The organism is Pseudomonas sp. SDO524_S393, from assembly GCF_054071875.1.
The window spans coordinates 74,214-93,303 of sequence record NZ_JBSVVZ010000009.1; the positions used below are offsets into that span (position 1 = coordinate 74,214).

Here is a 19,090-nt window from a genome sequence, read left to right on the forward strand (position 1 = left end):
CGTGTGGTAGACCGGCGCACCATTATTTGGGGTAGAGCGGCGGCAGGCTGGTGGTGTCGGTGGCAGGGTCTTGCTCACGCTCGGCCACCGGGATGGCCTTGACCGCCCGCCACAGATCTTCGCCCAGCCAATAGTGACCACTCTCGCTGTACAGCGCACCGTTCAACCCATCCAGGGCATCGGACAATGGCACAAACCGCGCCGCCATGTCGGCCAGGGTTTCCGGTTGCTGGCGGGCCCAGGCGTCGAGGGCCTGGCGGGTGGCCTGGGGGTCGTTGGCCTGGGTGGCGCGCTTGAGGTCATCGAGCAGGGTACGCGGGCTCGGGCCGGTTTGTGCGGCGCGCAGTACCGCCGGTTGCCAGCGCGCGCGCCACCATAGGCCGAAGCCCAGCAAGGTGGTGCAGGCGAGGATGAGTGTGCTGAGCTGCCACAGCCACAGGTGGTTGTCATCGGGCGCGGTGATCACGGTGGGGGTCGCGGGGGTGTCCACCACCAGGCTCGGGTTGGTGGCCACCTGCAGGGTGCGGGCCGCTACGCTGGTGCGCTCCAGATGGTCTTCGTGGGTGTTCCACCACACCACTTCCACGGCGGGCAGTTCCACGGCGCCGGCACGGGTCGGCACCAGGGCCTCGCGGTCTTCACGGCTGCCGATCAGGCCGCGGTCATTGTTCTGATTGCCCAGCACCGGTTGGTCCGGGTAACGGCGCAGGCCGTTGACTTCGGTACTCGGCAGCGCCGGCAGTTGCGCACTGGACAAGCCCTCGGCCTTGACCGTGAGGCTGCGGGTCAGAGAGTCGCCCACCTGCACATGCTCGGGCGTGGGGTTCCAGTTTTCCGTCAGGGTCAGGTTGCGCGCGGGCAGCCAGGCCGCGTCGGCGGGGTAGAGGCTTGGCTTGGGTTTGACTGTCAACGCCAGCGGCGCAGAACTGACGTGGATCAGCTTGCCCGGCTTGGTGCCTTGCAGGGTGTTTTCCTGGGGCGGGCGCGATTCCACCAGTGTGGCGCTGAAGGTCTGCGCAGGAACCTCGAGGCTGCCGCTGTGTTGCGGGTAGATCGCATAGCGGGTTTCGATCACGCCATGGCGAATGCTGTTGATGACCTTCTCGTAGGTGCGCGACTCCCCCAACTGCTCGATCCGCGCATCCGGAATCTGCAGCGGCGTGAGGCTGCTGTCGTCATACAGCGAAACCGAGTGGTACACGCGTACCGTCAAGAGCGCCTGGGCCTGAACGTACACGGTGTTCTGGTCAAGGTTGGCTTCGACGAAAACCGGCGCCAGTTCCGCGTTGCTGTTCTGGCTGGCGGTTTCCACCACTTGCAGGGTGATCGGCTGCGTCTTGTACTCGCCCACTTGCAACGGCGGGATGACCACGTTGCCGTTTTCCCGGGGCAGCAGGGTGATGATCCAGCGCGTAGTGGCGTGGTTGTCGCCGCCCAGGGTGGTGAGTTGGTTGATCTGGCGCGTGCCGCTGACTTCGAACTGCGCATCCAGGGGGGACAGGTCAGGTTTGCCGAACAGCGTGACGTCGTTGGACTCCACCGTCAGCTCCACCGTTTCCCCGGAATTGAGGCGGCTGCGGTCGACACTGGCGACCAGGTTCGCCGCCTGGGCGTGACCTGACAGCGCGAGCAGGAGCAGAAGGGTGGTGCGGCGGCTCATTGAGTCTTGTCCTGATGTTGTTGCTGTTCGTACCAGAATTTGCGGCGCAGCAGTTCACCCGGGTTGTCCGGAATCTCGCGCAGCCATTGCTCCAGGGCCTGGCGGTGTTCGCCGTCGAGGCTGGCATCATCGGGGCGCATCGGCGGGGTGGTGGTGTGTTCGTCACCCAGCTCGCTACCCGGTACCTCGTTGCCACCAGCCTGTGGAGCCGCGCCGGTCTGGGCATCGCCCTTGCCGGCTTCGCCCTGGCCCTGGGCAGACTGTTCGCCACCCGTGGCACCTTGCCCGGTTTCACCCGGTTGCGCAGTTTGGCCGGGTTGGGTGGTTTCGTCATCTTCGTTTTTGGCCGGATTGGTCGGCGCCTGCCGGGCTTGTTCCTGCTCCTGCAGCAGGTTTTCCACCAGCGCCTTGTTTTTCAGCGCCGGTTGCAGGTCGGGTTGGGCCTCCAGGGCCTGCTCGTAGGCGTCGATGGCCGCCTCCAGCTCCCCGGACCGTGCCAACGCGTTACCCCGATTGTAGTGGGAATAGGCATCGCTGCCCTCGGCGAAGCGCTTGATCGCCTCGCTGTAGTTGCCGGCCTCGTACAGCGCCACGCCTTGCCATTGCGGGTCCTGAAAGTGTTCGGCGGCTTCGGCTGGGCGTTTTTTCTTCAACAGGTACTGACCTTGCTGGTCGGGGCGCAGCCACAAATCCTGCCATTCGAATGCATAGCTGGGCTGGGGGGCAACCAGCAACAGCAGTGGCAGGCAGAACAGCCAACCCCGACGCCCGGCACAGGCGGCCAGCAACAGTAAGGGCAGCAGCAGCCAGTAGCCCTGATCGGCCCAGGTGTCCAGGTGCAGCAACTGGCCGTCGTTGCGCAGGTTCTGCGGACTGTCGAGCACGCCGATCTGGCGCAGGTCCTTGTCGTCCAGGCGTGCGGCGCGATAACGGCCGCCCATTTCACTGGCGAATGCCTTGAGGGTCGGACTGTCGAGCCGTGGCACCAGGATCGCGCCCTGTTCGTCCTTGAGGAATTCACCGCTTTCCTGGGTCACCGGCGTACCTTCGCGGCTGCCGATGCCGAGGATCGACAGGCTCGGAGCCTGGCCGTTTTGCAGCAGCAGGCGGATGCCCTGGCGTTCCTGCTTGGACAAGGATGAACCGATCAGCAGCAAGCGCCCCTGGCCCAGACCGCCATGCTTGAGCAGGGCCAGGGCTTTCTCCACGGCCAGGTCGGCGCGGTGGCCAGGCTCGGGCATGATCGAGGGGCGCAGGGCTTCGAGCAGGTTGCGGCTGGTCGCCAGGTCATCCGACAGCGGCACCAGCGTATGGGCACTGCCGGCGTACACGACGATAGCGGTTTGCGCATCGGTACGCGCTTGCAGCAAGTCGTAGAGCTTGCGCCGCGCTTGTTCCAGCCGGTTGGGCGGGCTGTCGGTGGCAAGCATTTCCGGGGTCAGTTCGAGCAGTACCACCAACGGATCGGAGGGTTTCTGGCTGGATTGTTCGACCCGCTCCCAGCTCGGGCCCAGCAAGGCCAGCACGGCCAACAGCCAGGCAATACCGAGCACGACCCAGGGCGTCTTGCTCTCGCGGCCACTGCCACCACTGAGCAATACGGCATGGAAGGCCGGTGGCAGGATGACTTGCCAGCGCCCGGCGCGTTTCTGTCGGTGCCACAGTTGCCACAGCAGCCAGCCGAGCAGCGGCAGCAGCAACAGCCACCAGGGGCGGAACCAGTGCGGCCATAGGTCGATCATCGACGCCTCCGCAAACGCAGGCGTTTGAGGCGCTGACGCCACTCGGGGTGTTGTTGCAGAAAGTGGCCGCGGCGAGAGAGTCTGTCGAACAGGCGTTGCAGCGCATTGTTCGGCCAGCGTTCCTGGATCACCAGCAGCATGCTGAGGACCAGCGCCAGGGCCAGCGGCGCGCTGTACAGCGCCAGGGCAGGGCGGGCCTGGGTCGGTTGCTGTTCCACCGGTTCGAGTTTGTCCAGGGTTTGCTTGATGGCTTGCAGCTCTGCGCCGTCGCGGGCACGGAAGTATTGGCCACCAGTGGCCTCGGCAATCGCCTTCAGCGCGGGCTCGTCGAGGTCCAGGCTCGGATTGACGCCCAGGATGCCCAGGGAACCGGTTTGCTCGGGGTCGGCGCCAATGCCGATCGGGTAGATTTTTACGCCTTCTTCGGCGGCCAGGCGCGCGGCGGTCAGCGGGTCGATCTGCCCGGCGTTGTTGGCGCCGTCGGTGACCAGGATCAACACGCGACTCTGCGCCGGGCGCTGGCGCAGGCGTTTGAGGGCCAGGCCAATGGCATCACCAATGGCGGTGTTCTTGCCGGCGATGCCGATGCGCGCTTCATCCAGCCAGGTGCGTACGGTTCGGCGGTCGAAAGTCAGCGGTGCTTGCAGGTAAGCCTGGCTGCCAAACAGGATCAGCCCCACGCGATCGCCCTCGCGCTCTTCCAGAAAGTCGCCGAGCAGGTGCTTGACCAGGCTCAGACGGCTGATGTCGTCGTCTTGCCAGTGCATATCGGGGAAGTCCATGGAGCCGGAGACGTCAACGGCCACCAGCAGGTCGCGGCCGCTGGCGGCGATCGGCAACGGCTCACCGAGCCATTCCGGGCGGGCGGCGGCGGTGAGCAACAGCAGCCACAACACCACGAACGGCGCTTGCTGGCGCCAGCCCGGCAGGTTGACGCGGGCGCGCCGCCGGGCCAGGCCTTCGAGGTCGCCGAGGAAGCTGACTTTCAAGGCCGGCTCGCCGCTGTCGGCCACCGGCAGCACCAGGCGCATCAGCCACGGCAGAGGCAACAGGGCGAAGATCCACGGCCAGGCGAACTCAAACATGTTTGCGAATCCAGGTGTCGACGGCCTGGGTCAGGCCGGCGATGGCCTTGTCGTCGAGTTTGCATTCGGGTTTGTAGGCACCTTCGACCAGGACCATCCAGCGTGTCAGCCCCGCTGCCGGGCAGCGGTTGTCGAGGAACGCCAGCCACTTGCGACCGTTGAGGGTGTGACTCTGGCTGTAAGGGTAGTCGTTGCGGCACAGGCGTTTGAGCAAACCGTTGAGCTGCTGCAACCAGGCCCCGGCTGGCGCACCGTCGTAGGGGCGGGGCAACAGTGCGAGTTCGGCCAGGGCGGCAATGCGCAGCGGGTCCAGGGGTTGTTCGGCGCGTGCCAGCGGGCGCCGCGTCGGCAGGAAACGCCGCAGCGACCACAGGCCCCAGCCCAGCAGCGGGATCACCACCAGCAACAGCCACCAGCCCGGCGCCGGCGGCCAGAACCCGATGGCCGGCGGGGCGATCAGCGGTTGCAATTGATCGATGCTGCTCATGGCTTTTTAACCGGGCGTTGCGGGTTGAGGTATTCGCGCAGTTGCTCGACCATCTCGCTCTGGGTGCTCAAGGGCATCAACAGTACCCGCAGCTTCTGCGCCAGCAGTTCCCAGCGGGCATTGCGCGCCTCGGCCTGAGCCTTGTAGGCCTGGCGCAGGTCAATGTTCAGGGTGTCCAGTTCCAGTTGGGCGCCTCGTTCCGCGAAACGCAACAGCCCGGCGGCGGGCAGGGCGTGGTCCAGCGGGTCGGAGACCGGCAGCAACAGCAGGTCGCAATGCCGTGACAGCAAGCTCAGTTGCTGCTCGGCACCATCGCTGAGCGCGCGTTCGTCGCAGATCACGATCACCAGGCTGCCCGGGCGCAGTACTTCACGGCCACGGCGCAGGGCCATGCCGAGGGCATCCGCCTCGGGGCGGCTTTCGGTGTTGAGGCTCTGATTGACCCGCACCAGGCGGTTGAGCAATTGCAGCAGGCTCTGTTTACTGCGTCGCGGCTTGATTTCGTAGTGTTCGTTGTCGCCGAACACCAGCCCGCCGACGCGGTCGTTATGGCCCAAAGCCGCCCATCCGATCAGGCTGGCGGCCTGCGCGGCCAGGACCGACTTGAACATCTGCCCCGAGCCGAAAAACAGCCGGCAGCTCTGTTCCACCATGATAAAGATCGGCCGCTCGCGCTCTTCATGGAACAGCTTGGTGTGCGGCTCCTGGGTGCGCGCGGTCACGCGCCAGTCGATGGTGCGCACGTCGTCGCCGGCCTGGTAGACCCGCACCTGGTCGAAGTCCACTCCACGCCCGCGCAGCTTGGAGTGGTGCAGGCCGATCAGCGGGCTGCGCTGGCTTGGTGTGGAAAACAGCTGCACTTCGCGCACGCGGTGGCGCATCTCGATCAATTCGCTGAGGGTGACGCGGATGCCTGCGCTGGCGTTCATGGGGTTCAAGCGACGGCAACGACGTCGAGAATGCGTTGCACCACGCGGTCCTGGTCAATGCCGGCGGCTTCGGCTTCGAACGACAGAATGATGCGATGGCGCAACACGTCGAACAGCACCGCCTGGATGTCTTCCGGGCTGACGAAGTCGCGACCGGCCAGCCAGGCATGGGCCCGTGCGCAGCGGTCGAGCGCGATGGAACCGCGCGGGCTGGCGCCGTAGGCGATCCACTCGGCCATTTCCGCGTCGAACTTGGCCGGGGTGCGTGTGGCCATCACCAGTTGCACCAGGTATTCCTCCACCGCATCGGCCATGTACAGGCCGAGGATTTCCTTGCGCGCGGCGAAGATCGCCTGCTGGCTGACGCGGCGTTCCGGCTTGGTTTCGCCGTTGAGTGCTTCGCCCCGCGCCTGTTGGAGGATACGGCGCTCCACGGCGGCGTCCGGGAAGCCGATCTTGACGTGCATGAGGAAACGGTCGAGCTGGGCTTCGGGCAACGGGTAGGTACCTTCCTGCTCGATGGGGTTTTGCGTGGCCATCACCAGAAACAAGGGCGACAGGTCATAAGTGCTGCGTCCGACGCTGACCTGGCGCTCGGCCATGGCTTCGAGCAGGGCCGACTGAACCTTGGCCGGGGCGCGGTTGATTTCATCCGCAAGCACCAGGTTGTGGAAGATCGGGCCTTGCTGGAACACGAAGCTGCCGGTTTCCGGACGATAGATTTCGGTACCGGTAATGTCGGCAGGGAGCAGGTCGGGGGTGAACTGGATGCGATGGAACTGCGCTTCGATGCCTTCGGCCAGCTCCTTGATCGCCTTGGTCTTGGCCAGGCCCGGAGCGCCTTCCACCAGCATGTGGCCGTCGGCGAGCAGGGCGATCAGCAAACGATCGATGAGTTTTTCCTGGCCGAGAATCTGCGAAGAAAGAAAGGTTCGCAGCGCGAGCAGCGCTTCACGATGTTCCATCGATGACGGTTCCTGGAGAGATGAGCCCGGGTGTCGATCAAAAACGCCGGGGCTTGGGAGGCTTACTTTAATGCATCGAAGGGGGTGGCGACTAACGGCGCGCGGAGTATTTTTAGGAAAACTTGTAGGATTTTTGTGTGTGGGGCGCAAATTCTACTGACGCGGCTCGGTCCCTGTGGGCGCTGGCTCGTCGGGTCGCCGCATCGCTGCGATTGCATCAGCGCGGTATCTCTGAAAAATCGAGGTGCCTGCATCGCAGGCAAGCCGGCTCCCACACAAGCCAGCTCCCACATGATGGGTCTCACATTCAGATCCGGTTGAAGGTGCCGGTGCCCTTGAGGATGTTTTGCAGGGTTTCTTCCACTTCGGCCATGTCGGAGGTTGCGGTGGCGTGGGTGACCTCCAATTGGTCTTTGCCGCCCAGCGCGTCGGCATCGCCGGCTGCCAGTTCCACCAGTAGCGTTGTGGCGCTCAGGGTGACCTTCAGCCCGTCGAGGGTGGATGGCTCGTAATCCCAGGTCAGCTCCACTTCCTCTTCGTCCGGGTAACGGGTCAGCATGAACATCTCGCCGTTTTTGCCGTGGCAGCAGAGCATGGCCATGTTGTCTTCTTCATCGTCGCACGGGTTGACGATCAGGTGGGCGGTGGTGAATTGCATGGGGAATCCTGTTTACGGGTGGTAAGGAGGGATTCTGCCATTCCCCATGCTTTTGTGCCGCTTATTAAGTCACGTCCGTGCGGGTGGCGCTTACTGGCTGGTGGCTTCAAACCTTGAAGGAAGCGTGCTTGATGGCTCCCGAAATCGGTGTGAAGGCTCGCCCGAATCCCTCGAACAATATGGGTTTTCCGGTATTGAAGGCGCCGCTGAAGATGCGCTCGGTGGCGCCTGGCCGGTTGTTGATTTTGTCGTCAATGCCGATTCCGAGTTCCGTCGCGCCAAGAGCAACGCTCCCGACTGTGATTGCTACACCGACGGGCGGGAAGGCCATGCCAAGCGGCGCAAGCAGCAATAAACCGTAAGAGGCCATCTTCAACCAACTGATCACGTTGTCTTTGGTATGGTCGCTATTGAGCACGAAGCGCTGATCGGACGCAGCTTTGGCTGCTTTCTCTGTACGGTATTGGAGTTCTTCAAAGGGATTGCCCTTGATCACTTCCCCATCGAATACGATGCCTTCCTTCCAGAAACGTAGCTCTTCCTGGGTTTCTTCCGATATCCGGTTGTTCAACCTGTCAGTCATTAAATCAATCAACTTGTCTACGCCCAGAGACACGCCCCCAAGCGATCCTGCAACGGGGCCTACAGAGACACGGTCTTCCGGCCGGAACTGGATTTTAAGTGCATCTGCCTTTTGAGGGTCTTTCAGTTGTTCCCCCAGCCATCGATGCATTGCCTCAACCGAGTCAAAGCCCTGGAGGGGAGGCATTTGGCCGGGGATATATAAAAGTGTTCTTTGTGTGGTTTTGTCGCGAGAGTAGAACATTCTCGATGCGTAACCGTTGAACGTGAGGAATTTGGTTTCCAGGTCCGGGTCGCTTTTATAAGGCCGCACCAAATCCTCGGGCGTCGTACTCAGATAGGTTTTATCCGGGGATACACCTGCGGCGCGCATGGCAATTTGCCTATCATGTTCTGTCAATGATTTGTTGTGATGCTGAATGTGCGCACCCAATAAGTAGGTGACGGTCGCGGTGTCGATATATTCACGGCGTGTTTTACCCGTCCAGTAACTGTTCAAATAGTCGTCGTACGGCTTTTTGTAGGTGTGGTCCCAGACCATTTTTTTAAATTCTTCAGGATCTATTGGGACGTAGTTGCTGGCGTCGTAGGTGTTGGGGGCGCCAGGATTAGGCTCTATGTAAATCCCGTGAGTCCATTTGTTATAGGTGACGTTTTCCGGAGTTGGGTAGGTCCCATCCGCACTTGCGGTATCGGTATGCCTCGACTTTTTGTCGATCTCGATCGGAGGCGGGCCACCAAGGTATTCACTTCTGGAGTCCGGGCCACTGAAAAACGGAAGGTGAATGTCCTGGACATTGAGCCGTGCTGCTTCGGTTAACGAGATTTTTTGCGTGATGACGCCTTTATTAGGTTCCTTATCATTTTTGTGATTAAAAACGATAGTGACCAAGTAAGTATGATCGGGGTCAATGTTGGTGATTCCAAATTTTTCCGCGATATGCGCTTTTACCTGCTCTGAGGTGATCTCGTTATCCGACTTGATCGGTGTGTAGCTTCTGGCCAGGTTATCCAGTCGTACATTGCGTTTTACCGGTTCTTGAAAGTAGGCTTCTGAGGCCCACTCTGGCTTGAGAGTGGCCTTTGTTTGTGTCGGTGTTTTTGCGTTGTCTCCCTCGTTTGCATGCCCGGCTGCTTGAGGCGCAGGCATGTGTGGAAGGGTAGATGTTGTCGATGTGATAGGCATACAGACCTCTCGGGGCAGGGATAGAGATCTTCCTTGAACGAATTGACGCTCACTTTGAGTGAGATGATCTTGGACTATGGTTCCACTGAGGAGGGTGGCTGGGTCTGGTTGCGTAGGGATACGTGTATCTACTCAAGCCTTTCGAGCATGGGTTGCGGCTTGTGCAACCGGGTCCTGCGTGCTGGTGACCGAATATGTCGCAGTGCAGCAAGCACCAGGCTTCTTACACTCGTTAAGCTGCGCAACGGATGTGCTCTGTGCCGGGAGTCTGACCTGCCCGTCGTACCGTCGCCCGGTGCGGTGTGCATCTCATGGAAGTTGTATGTGACCTGAATGTCTTGTCCAGCTTCACCCACCTGTCACTTCGATTTGCCAGGGTGCTTCTATCCTTACCCTCGAACCGGAGTCGACAAGGGAATAACACGCGACGCTTTCATCAATAACAAGCCCAAGCGGAGTACCACAGATGGCGTTCTTCACCGCAGCCAGCAAGGCCGACTTCCAGCATCAACTGCAAGCAGCACTGGCGCAGCACATCAGTGAACAGGCACTGCCACAAGTGGCGCTGTTCGCTGAACAATTCTTCGGCATCATTTCCCTGGACGAACTGACCCAGCGTCGCCTTTCCGACCTGGCCGGTTGCACCCTCTCTGCGTGGCGCCTGCTTGAGCGCTTTGATCACACCCAGCCGCAAGTGCGGGTCTACAACCCCGATTACGAACGTCATGGCTGGCAGTCGACCCATACCGCGGTCGAAGTGCTGCACCATGACCTGCCGTTCCTGGTGGACTCGGTCCGCACCGAGCTCAACCGTCGTGGCTACAGCATCCACACCCTGCAGACCACCGTGCTCAGCGTGCGTCGTGGTGGCAAGGGCGAGCTGCTGGAGATCCTGCCAAAAGGCACCCAGGGCGAGGGCATCCAGCAAGAATCGCTGATGTACCTGGAAATCGACCGTTGCGCCAATGCCGCCGAACTGAGCGTGCTGGGCAAAGAGCTCGAGCAGGTATTGGGCGAAGTGCGCGTGGCCGTGGCCGATTTCGAACCGATGAAAGCCAAGGTCCAGGACCTGCTGGCCGGTATCGACGCCAGCCCGTTCGCTATCGACGGCGAAGAGAAAGCCGAGATCAAGAGCTTCCTGGAATGGTTGGTGAACAATCATTTCACCTTCCTCGGTTATGAAGAGTTCGTGGTACGTGACGAGGCGGGCGGCGGTCATATCGAATATGACGCCGATTCGTTCCTCGGCCTGACCAAATTGCTGCGCGCCGGCCTCACCGCCGATGACCTGCGCATCGAAGACTACGCCGTGGCTTACCTGAACGAACCGACCGTGCTGTCGTTCGCCAAGGCCGCCCACCCAAGCCGCGTGCATCGCCCGGCTTACCCGGATTACGTGTCGATCCGCCAGCTCGACGCCGACGGCAAGGTTGTCAAGGAATGCCGCTTCATGGGCCTGTACACCTCGTCGGTGTATGGCGAAAGCGTGCGAGTGATTCCGTACATCCGCCGCAAGGTCGCGGAAATCGAACGCCGTTCGGGTTTCCAGGCCAAGGCTCACTTGGGCAAGGAACTGGCCCAGGTAGTTGAAGTGCTGCCCCGCGACGACCTGTTCCAGACCCCGGTCGACGAGCTGTTCAGCACCGTGATGTCCATCGTGCAGATCCAGGAACGCAACAAGATCCGCGTGTTCCTGCGCAAAGACCCATACGGTCGTTTCTGCTACTGCCTGGCCTACGTGCCGCGCGACATCTATTCCACCGAAGTGCGCCAGAAGATCCAGCAGGTGCTGATGGATCGCCTGAAAGCCTCTGACTGCGAGTTCTGGACCTTCTTCTCCGAGTCCGTGCTGGCCCGCGTGCAATTGATCCTGCGTGTAGACCCAAAGAACCGCATCGACATCGACCCGCTGCAACTGGAAAAAGAAGTGGTGCAGGCCTGCCGCAGCTGGCAGGACGACTACTCCAGCCTGGTGGTGGAAAGCTTGGGCGAAGCCCACGGCACCAACGTGCTGGCCGACTTCCCGAAAGGCTTCCCGGCCGGTTACCGCGAGCGCTTTGCTGCGCACTCGGCCGTGGTCGACATGCAACACCTGCTCAGCCTTACCGAAGCCAACCCGCTGGTGATGAGCTTCTACCAGCCGCTGGGCCAGGTTTCCGGCCAGCGTGAGCTGCATTGCAAGCTGTACCACGCCGACACCCCGCTGGCGTTGTCCGACGTGCTGCCGATCCTGGAAAACCTCGGTCTGCGCGTGCTGGGCGAGTTCCCGTACCGCCTGCGCCATGCCAATGGCCGTGAGTTCTGGATTCACGATTTTGCGTTCATCGCCGCCGAAGGCGTGAACCTGGACATCCAGCAACTCAACGACACCCTGCAGGACGCGTTCGTGCACATCGTGCATGGCGACGCCGAAAACGATGCGTTCAACCGCCTGGTACTGACCGCCGGCCTGCCGTGGCGCGACGTGGCGCTGTTGCGTGCCTACGCCCGTTACCTGAAGCAGATCCGCCTGGGCTTCGACCTGGGTTACATCGCCAGCACCCTGAACAACCACACCGACATCGCCCGCGAGTTGACCCGGTTGTTCAAGACCCGCTTCTACCTGGCGCGCAAGCTCACTGCCGAAGACCTGGACGATAAGCAGCAACGTCTGGAACAAGCGATCCTCAGCGCTCTGGACGACGTTCAGGTGCTGAACGAAGACCGCATCCTGCGTCGCTACCTGGACCTGATCAAGGCCACCCTGCGTACCAACTTCTATCAGACCGACGCCAACGGCCAGAACAAGTCGTACTTCAGCTTCAAGTTCGACCCGCGTGCCATCCCCGAGCTGCCGAAACCGGTGCCGAAGTTCGAAATCTTCGTGTATTCGCCGCGTGTCGAAGGCGTGCACCTGCGCTTCGGCAACGTCGCTCGCGGCGGCCTGCGCTGGTCCGACCGTGAAGAAGACTTCCGTACCGAAGTGCTCGGCCTGGTAAAAGCCCAGCAAGTGAAGAACTCGGTCATCGTGCCGGTGGGTGCGAAAGGCGGCTTCCTGCCGCGTCGCCTGCCACTGGGCGGCAGCCGTGACGAGATTGCGGCCGAGGGCATTGCCTGCTACCGCATCTTCATTTCCGGCTTGCTGGACATTACCGACAACCTGAAAGAGGGCAACGTGGTGCCGCCGGCCAACGTCGTGCGTCATGACGATGATGACCCGTACCTGGTGGTCGCTGCGGATAAAGGCACCGCGACCTTCTCCGACATCGCCAACGGCATCGCCATCGACTACGGCTTCTGGCTCGGCGACGCGTTCGCCTCCGGTGGTTCCGCCGGTTACGACCACAAGAAGATGGGTATCACCGCCAAAGGCGCGTGGGTGGGTGTGCAACGTCACTTCCGTGAGCGCGGTATCAACGTGCAGGAAGACAGCATCACCGTGGTAGGCGTGGGCGACATGGCCGGCGACGTATTCGGTAACGGCTTGTTGATGTCCGACAAGCTGCAACTGGTCGCGGCGTTCAACCACCTGCATATCTTCATCGATCCGAACCCGAACCCGGCCACCAGCTTCGTCGAGCGCAAGCGCATGTTCGAACTGCCGCGCTCGGCCTGGTCCGACTACGACACCAGCATCATGTCCGAAGGTGGCGGCATCTTCTCGCGTAGCGCGAAGAGCGTCGCGATCTCGCCCCAGATGAAAGAGCGTTTTGACATTCAGGCCGACAAGCTGACCCCGACCGAACTGCTGAACGCCCTGCTCAAGGCCCCCGTGGACTTGCTGTGGAACGGCGGTATCGGTACCTACGTCAAGGCCAGCACTGAAAGCCACGCTGACGTGGGCGACAAGGCCAACGACGCTTTGCGCGTCAACGGCAACGAGCTGCGCTGCAAGGTGGTGGGCGAGGGCGGCAACCTGGGCATGACCCAGCTGGGTCGCGTCGAGTTCGGCCTCAACGGCGGCGGTTCCAACACCGACTTCATCGACAACGCCGGTGGCGTGGACTGCTCCGACCACGAAGTGAACATCAAGATCCTGCTCAACGAAGTGGTGCAGGCCGGTGACATGACCGACAAGCAACGCAACCAGTTGCTGGCGAGCATGACCGACGAAGTCGGCAACCTGGTGTTGGGCAACAACTACAAGCAGACCCAGGCCCTGTCCCTGGCCGCGCGTCGTGCCTATGAGCGTGCAGCCGAGTACAAGCGTCTGATGAACGACCTTGAAGGCCGTGGCAAGCTGGATCGAGCCATCGAGTACCTGCCGACCGAGGAGCAGCTCAACGAACGCCTCGGCGCTGGGAAGGGCCTGACCCGTCCGGAGCTGTCGGTGCTGATCTCGTACAGCAAGATCGATCTCAAGGAAGCGCTGCTCAAGTCCCTGGTGCCGGATGACGACTACCTGACCCGTGACATGGAGACCGCGTTCCCGCCGAGCCTGGTCGCCAAGTTCGGCGAAGCCATGCGTCGTCACCGTCTGAAACGCGAGATCGTCAGCACCCAGATCGCCAACGACCTGGTCAACCACATGGGTATCACCTTCGTTCAGCGGCTCAAGGAGTCGACCGGCATGAGCCCGGCGAACGTGGCCGGTGCCTACGTGATCGTGCGTGACATCTTCCACCTCCCGCACTGGTTCCGCCAGATCGAAGCCCTGGATCACCAGGTATCCGCTGACGTGCAACTTGAACTGATGGACGAGCTGATGCGCCTGGGCCGTCGCGCCACGCGCTGGTTCCTGCGCAGCCGTCGCAACGAGCAGGACGCCGGGCGTGACACCGCACACTTCGGTCCGCACCTGGCGGCGTTGGGTCTCAAGCTCGACGAACTGCTGGAAGGCCCGACCCGTGAAGGTTGGCAGACCCGCTACCAGGCTTACACCGAAGCCGGCGTTCCGGAGTTGTTGGCACGCATGGTTGCAGGCACTACCCACCTGTACACCTTGCTGCCGATCATCGAAGCCGCCGACGTGACCGGACATGACGCCGCCGAAGTGGCCAAGGCCTACTTCGCCGTCGGCAGTGCCCTGGACCTGCCGTGGTACCTGCAGCAGATCAGCGATCTGCCGGTGGCCAACAACTGGCAGGCCCAGGCTCGTGAAGCGTTCCGCGATGACGTGGACTGGCAGCAACGCGCGATCACCATCTCTGTCCTGCAAATGGCCGACGCGCCACAAGACATGGAAGCACGCGTGGCCCTGTGGCTTGAGCAGCACAAGGACATGGCCGATCGTTGGGTGGCGATGATGGTGGAAATTCGTGCTGCAGTCGGTACGGACTACGCCATGTACGCGGTGGCCAACCGCGAGCTGTTGGACCTGGCGTTGAGCGGTCAGTCGGTGCTGTAAGCGGCGTGATCCCCCGGTAAAACAAAAGCCCCCGCATCGTGAGATGCGGGGGCTTTTTGTTGAGTCTGAAACGCGATCAGTGTGTGATCGTTCCCACGCTCCGCGTGGGAATGCATCCCGTAACGCTCTGCGTCACCAATGCTTCGGTATCGAAAGGGGACGCGGAGCGCCCCGAGCGGCGTTCCCACGCGCGTGGGAACGATCACCTCTATTGGTCTCGAGGTCAGTGGTGTTTCAGTAACTTGCTTTCCAGGTGATCCAAGTGCTGGGTCATCAAAGCCACTGCGGTATTCGAATCGCCCTGTTCCACGGCATCCACAATCGCCTCATGCTCCTGCCAGGCACAATAGGTGCAGGCTTTTGCCTCGTACTGCGCAATGACCAGCGACGTCAATGGCACCAGGCTGTTGAGGAACTGTGCCAGCGGCGCGTTGCCAGACATTTGCGCCAATTGCAGATGAAACTCCCCGGACAATCGAATCGCCGGCCCGCGCTGGTCACACTCGATGCAGTCGCGTTCCCGTGCGATCAGCTCGCGCAGTTGGCGTACCCGGGCGGGTGTGGACTGGGCGCACGCCAGTTGCACCACCGTGATTTCCGTCATCCGTCGTGCTTCCAGAATCTGCCGCGTTTGCTGGGTATCCGGCGCGGCCACCTGGGCGCGCTGGTTGGGGCGCAGGATGATCACTTGCTGATGGGACAGCTTGGCCAACACGCGTCGGATCACGCTGCGGCTCACACCAAAGATTTCGCCCAGGCCTTCTTCGGTAAAGCGGCTGGAGGGCGCGATGCGCTGTTCGAGGATGGCGTCGAACAGGCGCGGGTAAATCTCATCCACCGACGGCTTTTTACCCGGCACCAGACGCAGGGCAGGGAAGATGGGGTCGTGTTGCAGCGCGTGAGCGGTCATGGCCTGTCTCCTGAAGTCAGCTGCCCAGATGGTCGTCCGGGATGTTCAAGCGGATGCCCATGCGCAAGCCTTCCTGGAGGATGTGCCGACGCATCTCGGCGCTGGCCAGGGCGCTGTTCTTGTTGCGGATGGCGCGGACCACGGCTTCGTTTTCTTGCAAGCGCTCCGCCAGGTGCTCTGGGGAGTTGCGCAGCACCTGGGCGCTTTGCTTGAGAGCGTTGCTGGTCTGTTGCACCACGTTCTGGAAGATCGGGTTGGAGGTCAACGCGAACAGCTCTTCGTGAAAACCGATGTAGGCGTTCATGCCCGCTTCGGCATCTTCGGCGTCGAGAGCTTCGCGCATGTCCATGAGGGTGAGGCGCAGTTGGCCGACTTCCTTGCTGCTGATGGACTGGGCCACCAGACCGACGATGAAGGGTTCAAGGGTGTAGCGCAGTTGCAGGATGTCTTCGAGGCTGGCGTCGGCGACGGCGTCGCTCGATTGCGGCTCGTTGACGCTGGTTTCCAGCACCACCACGCCTCTGCCGGGCATGGAGCGCACCAGGCCGAGGGTTTCCAGCACGATCACCGCTTCGCGCAGGCTCGGGCGGCTGATGCCCATCTGTTCAGCCAGTTCTCGTTGGCCGGGCAGCATTTCACCCTGGCGCCACTGGCCACGCGCCAGAGCGGCGCGCAGTTTTTCTACCACTGAATTGACGACGGTTGAGGTGCTGATCACGTCTACCTCTCCTTGATGTGGCGAATACGTTAGTTAATCCAGCGACAAACCCTTGTGGGAGCTGGCTTGCCTGCGATGACCGACTGTCAGCCGACATCATCTATTGGATGATCCATCGCCATCGCAGGCAAGCCAGCTCCCACATTGATGTGTGTTGCCTTCAGGAAAGCATCAGAACTCCTGATGCGCCGGCAACGCCGGTTTCTTGGCCTGAAAGGTATAACCTTGCTGGCCGTCGAGCACCTTGTTGGCCCGCTGGATATCGATGTCTTTTTCCCAGCGGGCGATGGCCACGGTGGCGACGCAGTTGCCGATCAGGTTAGTCAGTGCGCGCCCGATGCCCATGAACCAATCCACCGCCAACACCAGCACCAGGCCGACGACCGGAATCGCCGGGATCGCAGTGAGGGTTGCCGCCAGAATCACCAGCGCCGAGCCGGGTATGCCGTGGGCACCCTTGGAGGTGATCAGCGATACCAGCAGGATGGTCAGCAGGTCGGTCATCGACAACGGTGTGCCGGTGGCATTGGCGATAAACACGATGGCCAGTGTCAGGTAGATGGAGAAACCGTCGAGGTTGAATGAATAGCCCGTCGGAATCACCAGGCCCACGGTGGAGCTGCCGATACCCAGGTGTTCGAGTTTGCGCATGATCTGTGGCAACACGGCGTCGGAAGAGGCGGTGCCCATCACGATCAGCAGTTCTTCGCGCAGGTATTTGAGCAACGGCAGCATGCGCAGGCCGGACAGGCGCATCACCAGGCCGAGGATCAGTGCGACGAACGCGAAGCAGGTCAGGTAGAACAGGCCCACCAGGCTGCCCAGGTGTTGCAGGGAGTCCAGGCCATAGGTGCTGGTGGTGAACGCGATTGCACCGAACACGCCGATGGGCGCCAGGCGCACGATTATGCCCATGATGCGAAACACGATATGGCTCAATTCGTTGATCAGCCGCGAAATCCCCGACGCCGACTCACCCACCAGGTTCAACGCGCTGCCGAACAGCACCGAGAACAGCAGCACTTGCAGCACGTTATTGTCGGCAAACGCGCCGATCACCGAGTTGGGGATCAGGTCCATCAGGAACTGGCTGGTGCCGCGGATGTGCTGGCCCTTGTCGGCCAGTTCATTCAGGCCTGCGGACGATAACTGCTCCAGGTGGATATTGGCGCCTTGGCCGATACCGGTGCTGAAGGCCATCACCAGGCCGATCACCAGGGCGACGGTGGTGAGCACTTCAAAGTAGATCACCGACTTGAGGCCGATGCGCCCGACTTTCTTCAAGTCGCCGGCGCCGGAGATGCCGCTGACCACGACGCAAAACACGATCAGGCCGATCAGCATCTTGATCAGCTTGATAAAGCCGTCACCCAGGGGTTTGAGTTGCGAGGAGAATTCGGGAAGGGCCAAGCCGCACACGATGCCTAAGATCAGGCCGATCACGACTTGCAGGAAAATCGAACGCGAGCACCATCTGAGCATGGGAAGGATCTCTATTCGGTGCCCTGGTGGTTCCAGGGCTTAATTGTTGTGGTCATACCGGTAAGTCCAGTGCGGGGCCAGTCTACGCCGGGTTTTTTTGAAACTACAAGTAAATATTCGTCGGTTGACAGGTCCCGGTCTGACCAGTTGGTCGGTGAAGGTGATGCTTGAGCGGTTGGCGGGGGTAAAATTTTTTCGCTTATCATCCCGGGCCAAGCGTATGAGGTGATGGATGGAAATATCAGGACTGACCCCCGATGAAAACGGGCAAATGCACTGCACCTGGCGCACGGCCGCGCCGCAATACCCGCCTTATCACGATCATGAGTGGGGCGTGCCGGTAGCAGACGACGTGCAGTTGTTCGAAAAAATCTGCCTGGAAGGCTTTCAGGCGGGGCTGGCGTGGATCACCATCCTGCGCAAGCGCGAGGCGTTTCGGGCGGCGTTCGAGGGGTTCGATTTTCGCCGGCTGGCGCAGTATGGCGAGGCCGATATCGAGCGTCTGATGAATGATCCGGGCATCGTGCGCAACCGGGCCAAGATCGTCTCGGTCATCAACAATGCACGGCGTGCCTGCGAGCTGGTGGACGAAACCGGCTCATTGGCGCACTGGATGTGGGCGTTCGAGCCGGGTGAGGAAGAACGCCCGGCGGTGGTGGACCTGGCCTACTGGTCCGCCAACCCCACCTCGCCGGCATCGATACGCCTGTCCAGGGCCCTGAAGAAACGCGGCTGGACGTATGTGGGGCCGACCACGATGTACGCGTTGATGCAGGCCATGGGCATGGTCAATGACCACCTCGAAGGTTGTGCCTGCCGCCAACGGATCGAGGACCTGCGCCGCGCCTTCAAGCGCCCGTGACTGATCGGATGAGTGTCACCTGGGGGGCCGGATTATTTGGGCAAGGGCGTGAGCACGTCGGCCTTGTCATCCAGCACCATCACCACCAGCAGCTTGGCCGGCTTCGTCTGGCTGGCGTTGCTGGATTCGAAGTGCCGCGAACCGGCGGGTTCGTAGAAGGTCTCGCCGGCCTTGTAGGTCACGGCCTTTTCGTCGTTGACCCGTGAGGTGATTTCACCTTCCAGCACATAGGCCACGGCGGTGCCCGTGTGGCTGTGGGGCACGGTCGCCTGGCCGGGGGCGTAGCTCACGGTGAGCATGATGGTTTTCTTGCCGGGCACGTTGACCAGGGCGTGCTCTTGCAGCACCTTGATCGATTCCTGGTTGTACACCGGCTCATGGGCGAAGGCGCCGAACGAAGCGAGCATCAGGGAGGCTGTGATCAGTCGTTTCATGATGAGGTTTCCGAGTGATTCGAGACGCTTTCACCCTACGCCCAGGGCGGCGGGTGACCAATGA

The 19,090-nt window shown here is 61.7% G+C and carries 14 protein-coding genes; 2 read left to right on the plus strand and 12 right to left on the minus strand.

The features are described 5' to 3' along the window. Nucleotides 1–22: 22 nt before the first annotated feature. The 8 genes from ACW9IB_RS06520 to ACW9IB_RS06555 all read right to left on the minus strand — a co-directional run bounded on the left by ACW9IB_RS06520 (nucleotide 23) and on the right by ACW9IB_RS06555 (nucleotide 9,294). Nucleotides 23–1,660: a BatD family protein gene (locus tag ACW9IB_RS06520; RefSeq protein WP_457412840.1), complete on the minus strand. Its 1,638-nt coding sequence runs from the start codon at nucleotides 1,658–1,660 to the stop codon at nucleotides 23–25. Next, entirely contained in the window at nucleotides 1,657–3,402 is a 1,746-nt protein-coding gene (locus ACW9IB_RS06525) for a tetratricopeptide repeat protein (protein WP_457412842.1), read from the minus strand. Before ACW9IB_RS06525 ends, ACW9IB_RS06520 begins: the two co-directional genes overlap by 4 nt. Continuing rightward, the gene (locus ACW9IB_RS06530; RefSeq protein WP_457412844.1) at nucleotides 3,399–4,487 is read right to left on the minus strand and encodes a vWA domain-containing protein; all 1,089 of its coding nucleotides are present in this window, start codon (nucleotides 4,485–4,487) and stop codon (nucleotides 3,399–3,401) included. Before ACW9IB_RS06530 ends, ACW9IB_RS06525 begins: the two co-directional genes overlap by 4 nt. Continuing rightward, the gene (locus ACW9IB_RS06535) at nucleotides 4,480–4,974 is read right to left on the minus strand and encodes a DUF4381 domain-containing protein (RefSeq protein WP_457368091.1); all 495 of its coding nucleotides are present in this window, start codon (nucleotides 4,972–4,974) and stop codon (nucleotides 4,480–4,482) included. Before ACW9IB_RS06535 ends, ACW9IB_RS06530 begins: the two co-directional genes overlap by 8 nt. Beyond that, nucleotides 4,971–5,903, minus strand: a complete 933-nt coding sequence (locus tag ACW9IB_RS06540) for a DUF58 domain-containing protein (protein ID WP_457368090.1) — start codon at nucleotides 5,901–5,903, stop codon at nucleotides 4,971–4,973. Before ACW9IB_RS06540 ends, ACW9IB_RS06535 begins: the two co-directional genes overlap by 4 nt. Nucleotides 5,904–5,908: 5 nt before the next feature. Continuing rightward, the gene (locus tag ACW9IB_RS06545) at nucleotides 5,909–6,868 is read right to left on the minus strand and encodes an AAA family ATPase (RefSeq protein ID WP_457368089.1); all 960 of its coding nucleotides are present in this window, start codon (nucleotides 6,866–6,868) and stop codon (nucleotides 5,909–5,911) included. Between the two features lie 307 nt (nucleotides 6,869–7,175). After that, on the minus strand, nucleotides 7,176–7,526 hold the full coding sequence (locus ACW9IB_RS06550) for a hypothetical protein (protein ID WP_457412846.1): 351 nt from the start codon (nucleotides 7,524–7,526) through the stop codon (nucleotides 7,176–7,178). A gap of 106 nt (nucleotides 7,527–7,632) precedes the next feature. Further along, a complete protein-coding gene (locus tag ACW9IB_RS06555) occupies nucleotides 7,633–9,294 on the minus strand; it encodes a dermonecrotic toxin domain-containing protein (RefSeq protein ID WP_457412848.1) in 1,662 nt (553 codons plus the stop codon). A 466-nt stretch (nucleotides 9,295–9,760) separates the two neighbouring features. Between ACW9IB_RS06555 and ACW9IB_RS06560 the strand changes: the two genes are divergently transcribed. After that, entirely contained in the window at nucleotides 9,761–14,620 is a 4,860-nt protein-coding gene (locus ACW9IB_RS06560; protein WP_457412850.1) for an NAD-glutamate dehydrogenase, read from the plus strand. A 223-nt stretch (nucleotides 14,621–14,843) separates the two neighbouring features. Here the strand turns inward: ACW9IB_RS06560 and ACW9IB_RS06565 are convergent, their stop codons facing one another. The 3 genes from ACW9IB_RS06565 to ACW9IB_RS06575 all read right to left on the minus strand — a co-directional run bounded on the left by ACW9IB_RS06565 (nucleotide 14,844) and on the right by ACW9IB_RS06575 (nucleotide 17,730). Continuing rightward, entirely contained in the window at nucleotides 14,844–15,530 is a 687-nt protein-coding gene (locus tag ACW9IB_RS06565; protein WP_457412852.1) for a GntR family transcriptional regulator, read from the minus strand. A gap of 16 nt (nucleotides 15,531–15,546) precedes the next feature. Further along, nucleotides 15,547–16,248, minus strand: a complete 702-nt coding sequence (locus tag ACW9IB_RS06570; RefSeq protein WP_457368083.1) for a FadR/GntR family transcriptional regulator — start codon at nucleotides 16,246–16,248, stop codon at nucleotides 15,547–15,549. A 171-nt stretch (nucleotides 16,249–16,419) separates the two neighbouring features. After that, complete coding sequence (locus tag ACW9IB_RS06575) at nucleotides 16,420–17,730, minus strand: C4-dicarboxylate transporter DctA (protein ID WP_457412854.1); 1,311 nt, start codon at nucleotides 17,728–17,730, stop codon at nucleotides 16,420–16,422. A gap of 232 nt (nucleotides 17,731–17,962) precedes the next feature. On the opposite strand from ACW9IB_RS06575, the gene ACW9IB_RS06580 reads away from it, so the two are divergent. Further along, on the plus strand, nucleotides 17,963–18,592 hold the full coding sequence (locus ACW9IB_RS06580; RefSeq protein WP_457412856.1) for a DNA-3-methyladenine glycosylase I: 630 nt from the start codon (nucleotides 17,963–17,965) through the stop codon (nucleotides 18,590–18,592). A 32-nt stretch (nucleotides 18,593–18,624) separates the two neighbouring features. Here the strand turns inward: ACW9IB_RS06580 and ACW9IB_RS06585 are convergent, their stop codons facing one another. Beyond that, complete coding sequence (locus tag ACW9IB_RS06585; RefSeq protein ID WP_457412858.1) at nucleotides 18,625–19,026, minus strand: cupin domain-containing protein; 402 nt, start codon at nucleotides 19,024–19,026, stop codon at nucleotides 18,625–18,627. Between the last annotated feature and the right edge of the window lie 64 nt (nucleotides 19,027–19,090).

Coding starts and splice junctions, on each gene's coding strand:
- ACW9IB_RS06585 (WP_457412858.1), bottom strand. CDS start 19,026: ATGAAACGACTGATCACAGCCTCCCTGATGCTCGCTTCGTTCGGCGCC.
- ACW9IB_RS06520 (WP_457412840.1), bottom strand. CDS start 1,660: ATGAGCCGCCGCACCACCCTTCTGCTCCTGCTCGCGCTGTCAGGTCAC.
- ACW9IB_RS06525 (WP_457412842.1), bottom strand. CDS start 3,402: ATGATCGACCTATGGCCGCACTGGTTCCGCCCCTGGTGGCTGTTGCTG.
- ACW9IB_RS06565 (WP_457412852.1), bottom strand. CDS start 15,530: ATGACCGCTCACGCGCTGCAACACGACCCCATCTTCCCTGCCCTGCGT.
- ACW9IB_RS06545 (WP_457368089.1), bottom strand. CDS start 6,868: ATGGAACATCGTGAAGCGCTGCTCGCGCTGCGAACCTTTCTTTCTTCG.
- ACW9IB_RS06580 (WP_457412856.1), top strand. CDS start 17,963: ATGGAAATATCAGGACTGACCCCCGATGAAAACGGGCAAATGCACTGC.
- ACW9IB_RS06530 (WP_457412844.1), bottom strand. CDS start 4,487: ATGTTTGAGTTCGCCTGGCCGTGGATCTTCGCCCTGTTGCCTCTGCCG.
- ACW9IB_RS06535 (WP_457368091.1), bottom strand. CDS start 4,974: ATGAGCAGCATCGATCAATTGCAACCGCTGATCGCCCCGCCGGCCATC.
- ACW9IB_RS06560 (WP_457412850.1), top strand. CDS start 9,761: ATGGCGTTCTTCACCGCAGCCAGCAAGGCCGACTTCCAGCATCAACTG.
- ACW9IB_RS06555 (WP_457412848.1), bottom strand. CDS start 9,294: ATGCCTATCACATCGACAACATCTACCCTTCCACACATGCCTGCGCCT.
- ACW9IB_RS06540 (WP_457368090.1), bottom strand. CDS start 5,903: ATGAACGCCAGCGCAGGCATCCGCGTCACCCTCAGCGAATTGATCGAG.
- ACW9IB_RS06550 (WP_457412846.1), bottom strand. CDS start 7,526: ATGCAATTCACCACCGCCCACCTGATCGTCAACCCGTGCGACGATGAA.
- ACW9IB_RS06575 (WP_457412854.1), bottom strand. CDS start 17,730: ATGCTCAGATGGTGCTCGCGTTCGATTTTCCTGCAAGTCGTGATCGGC.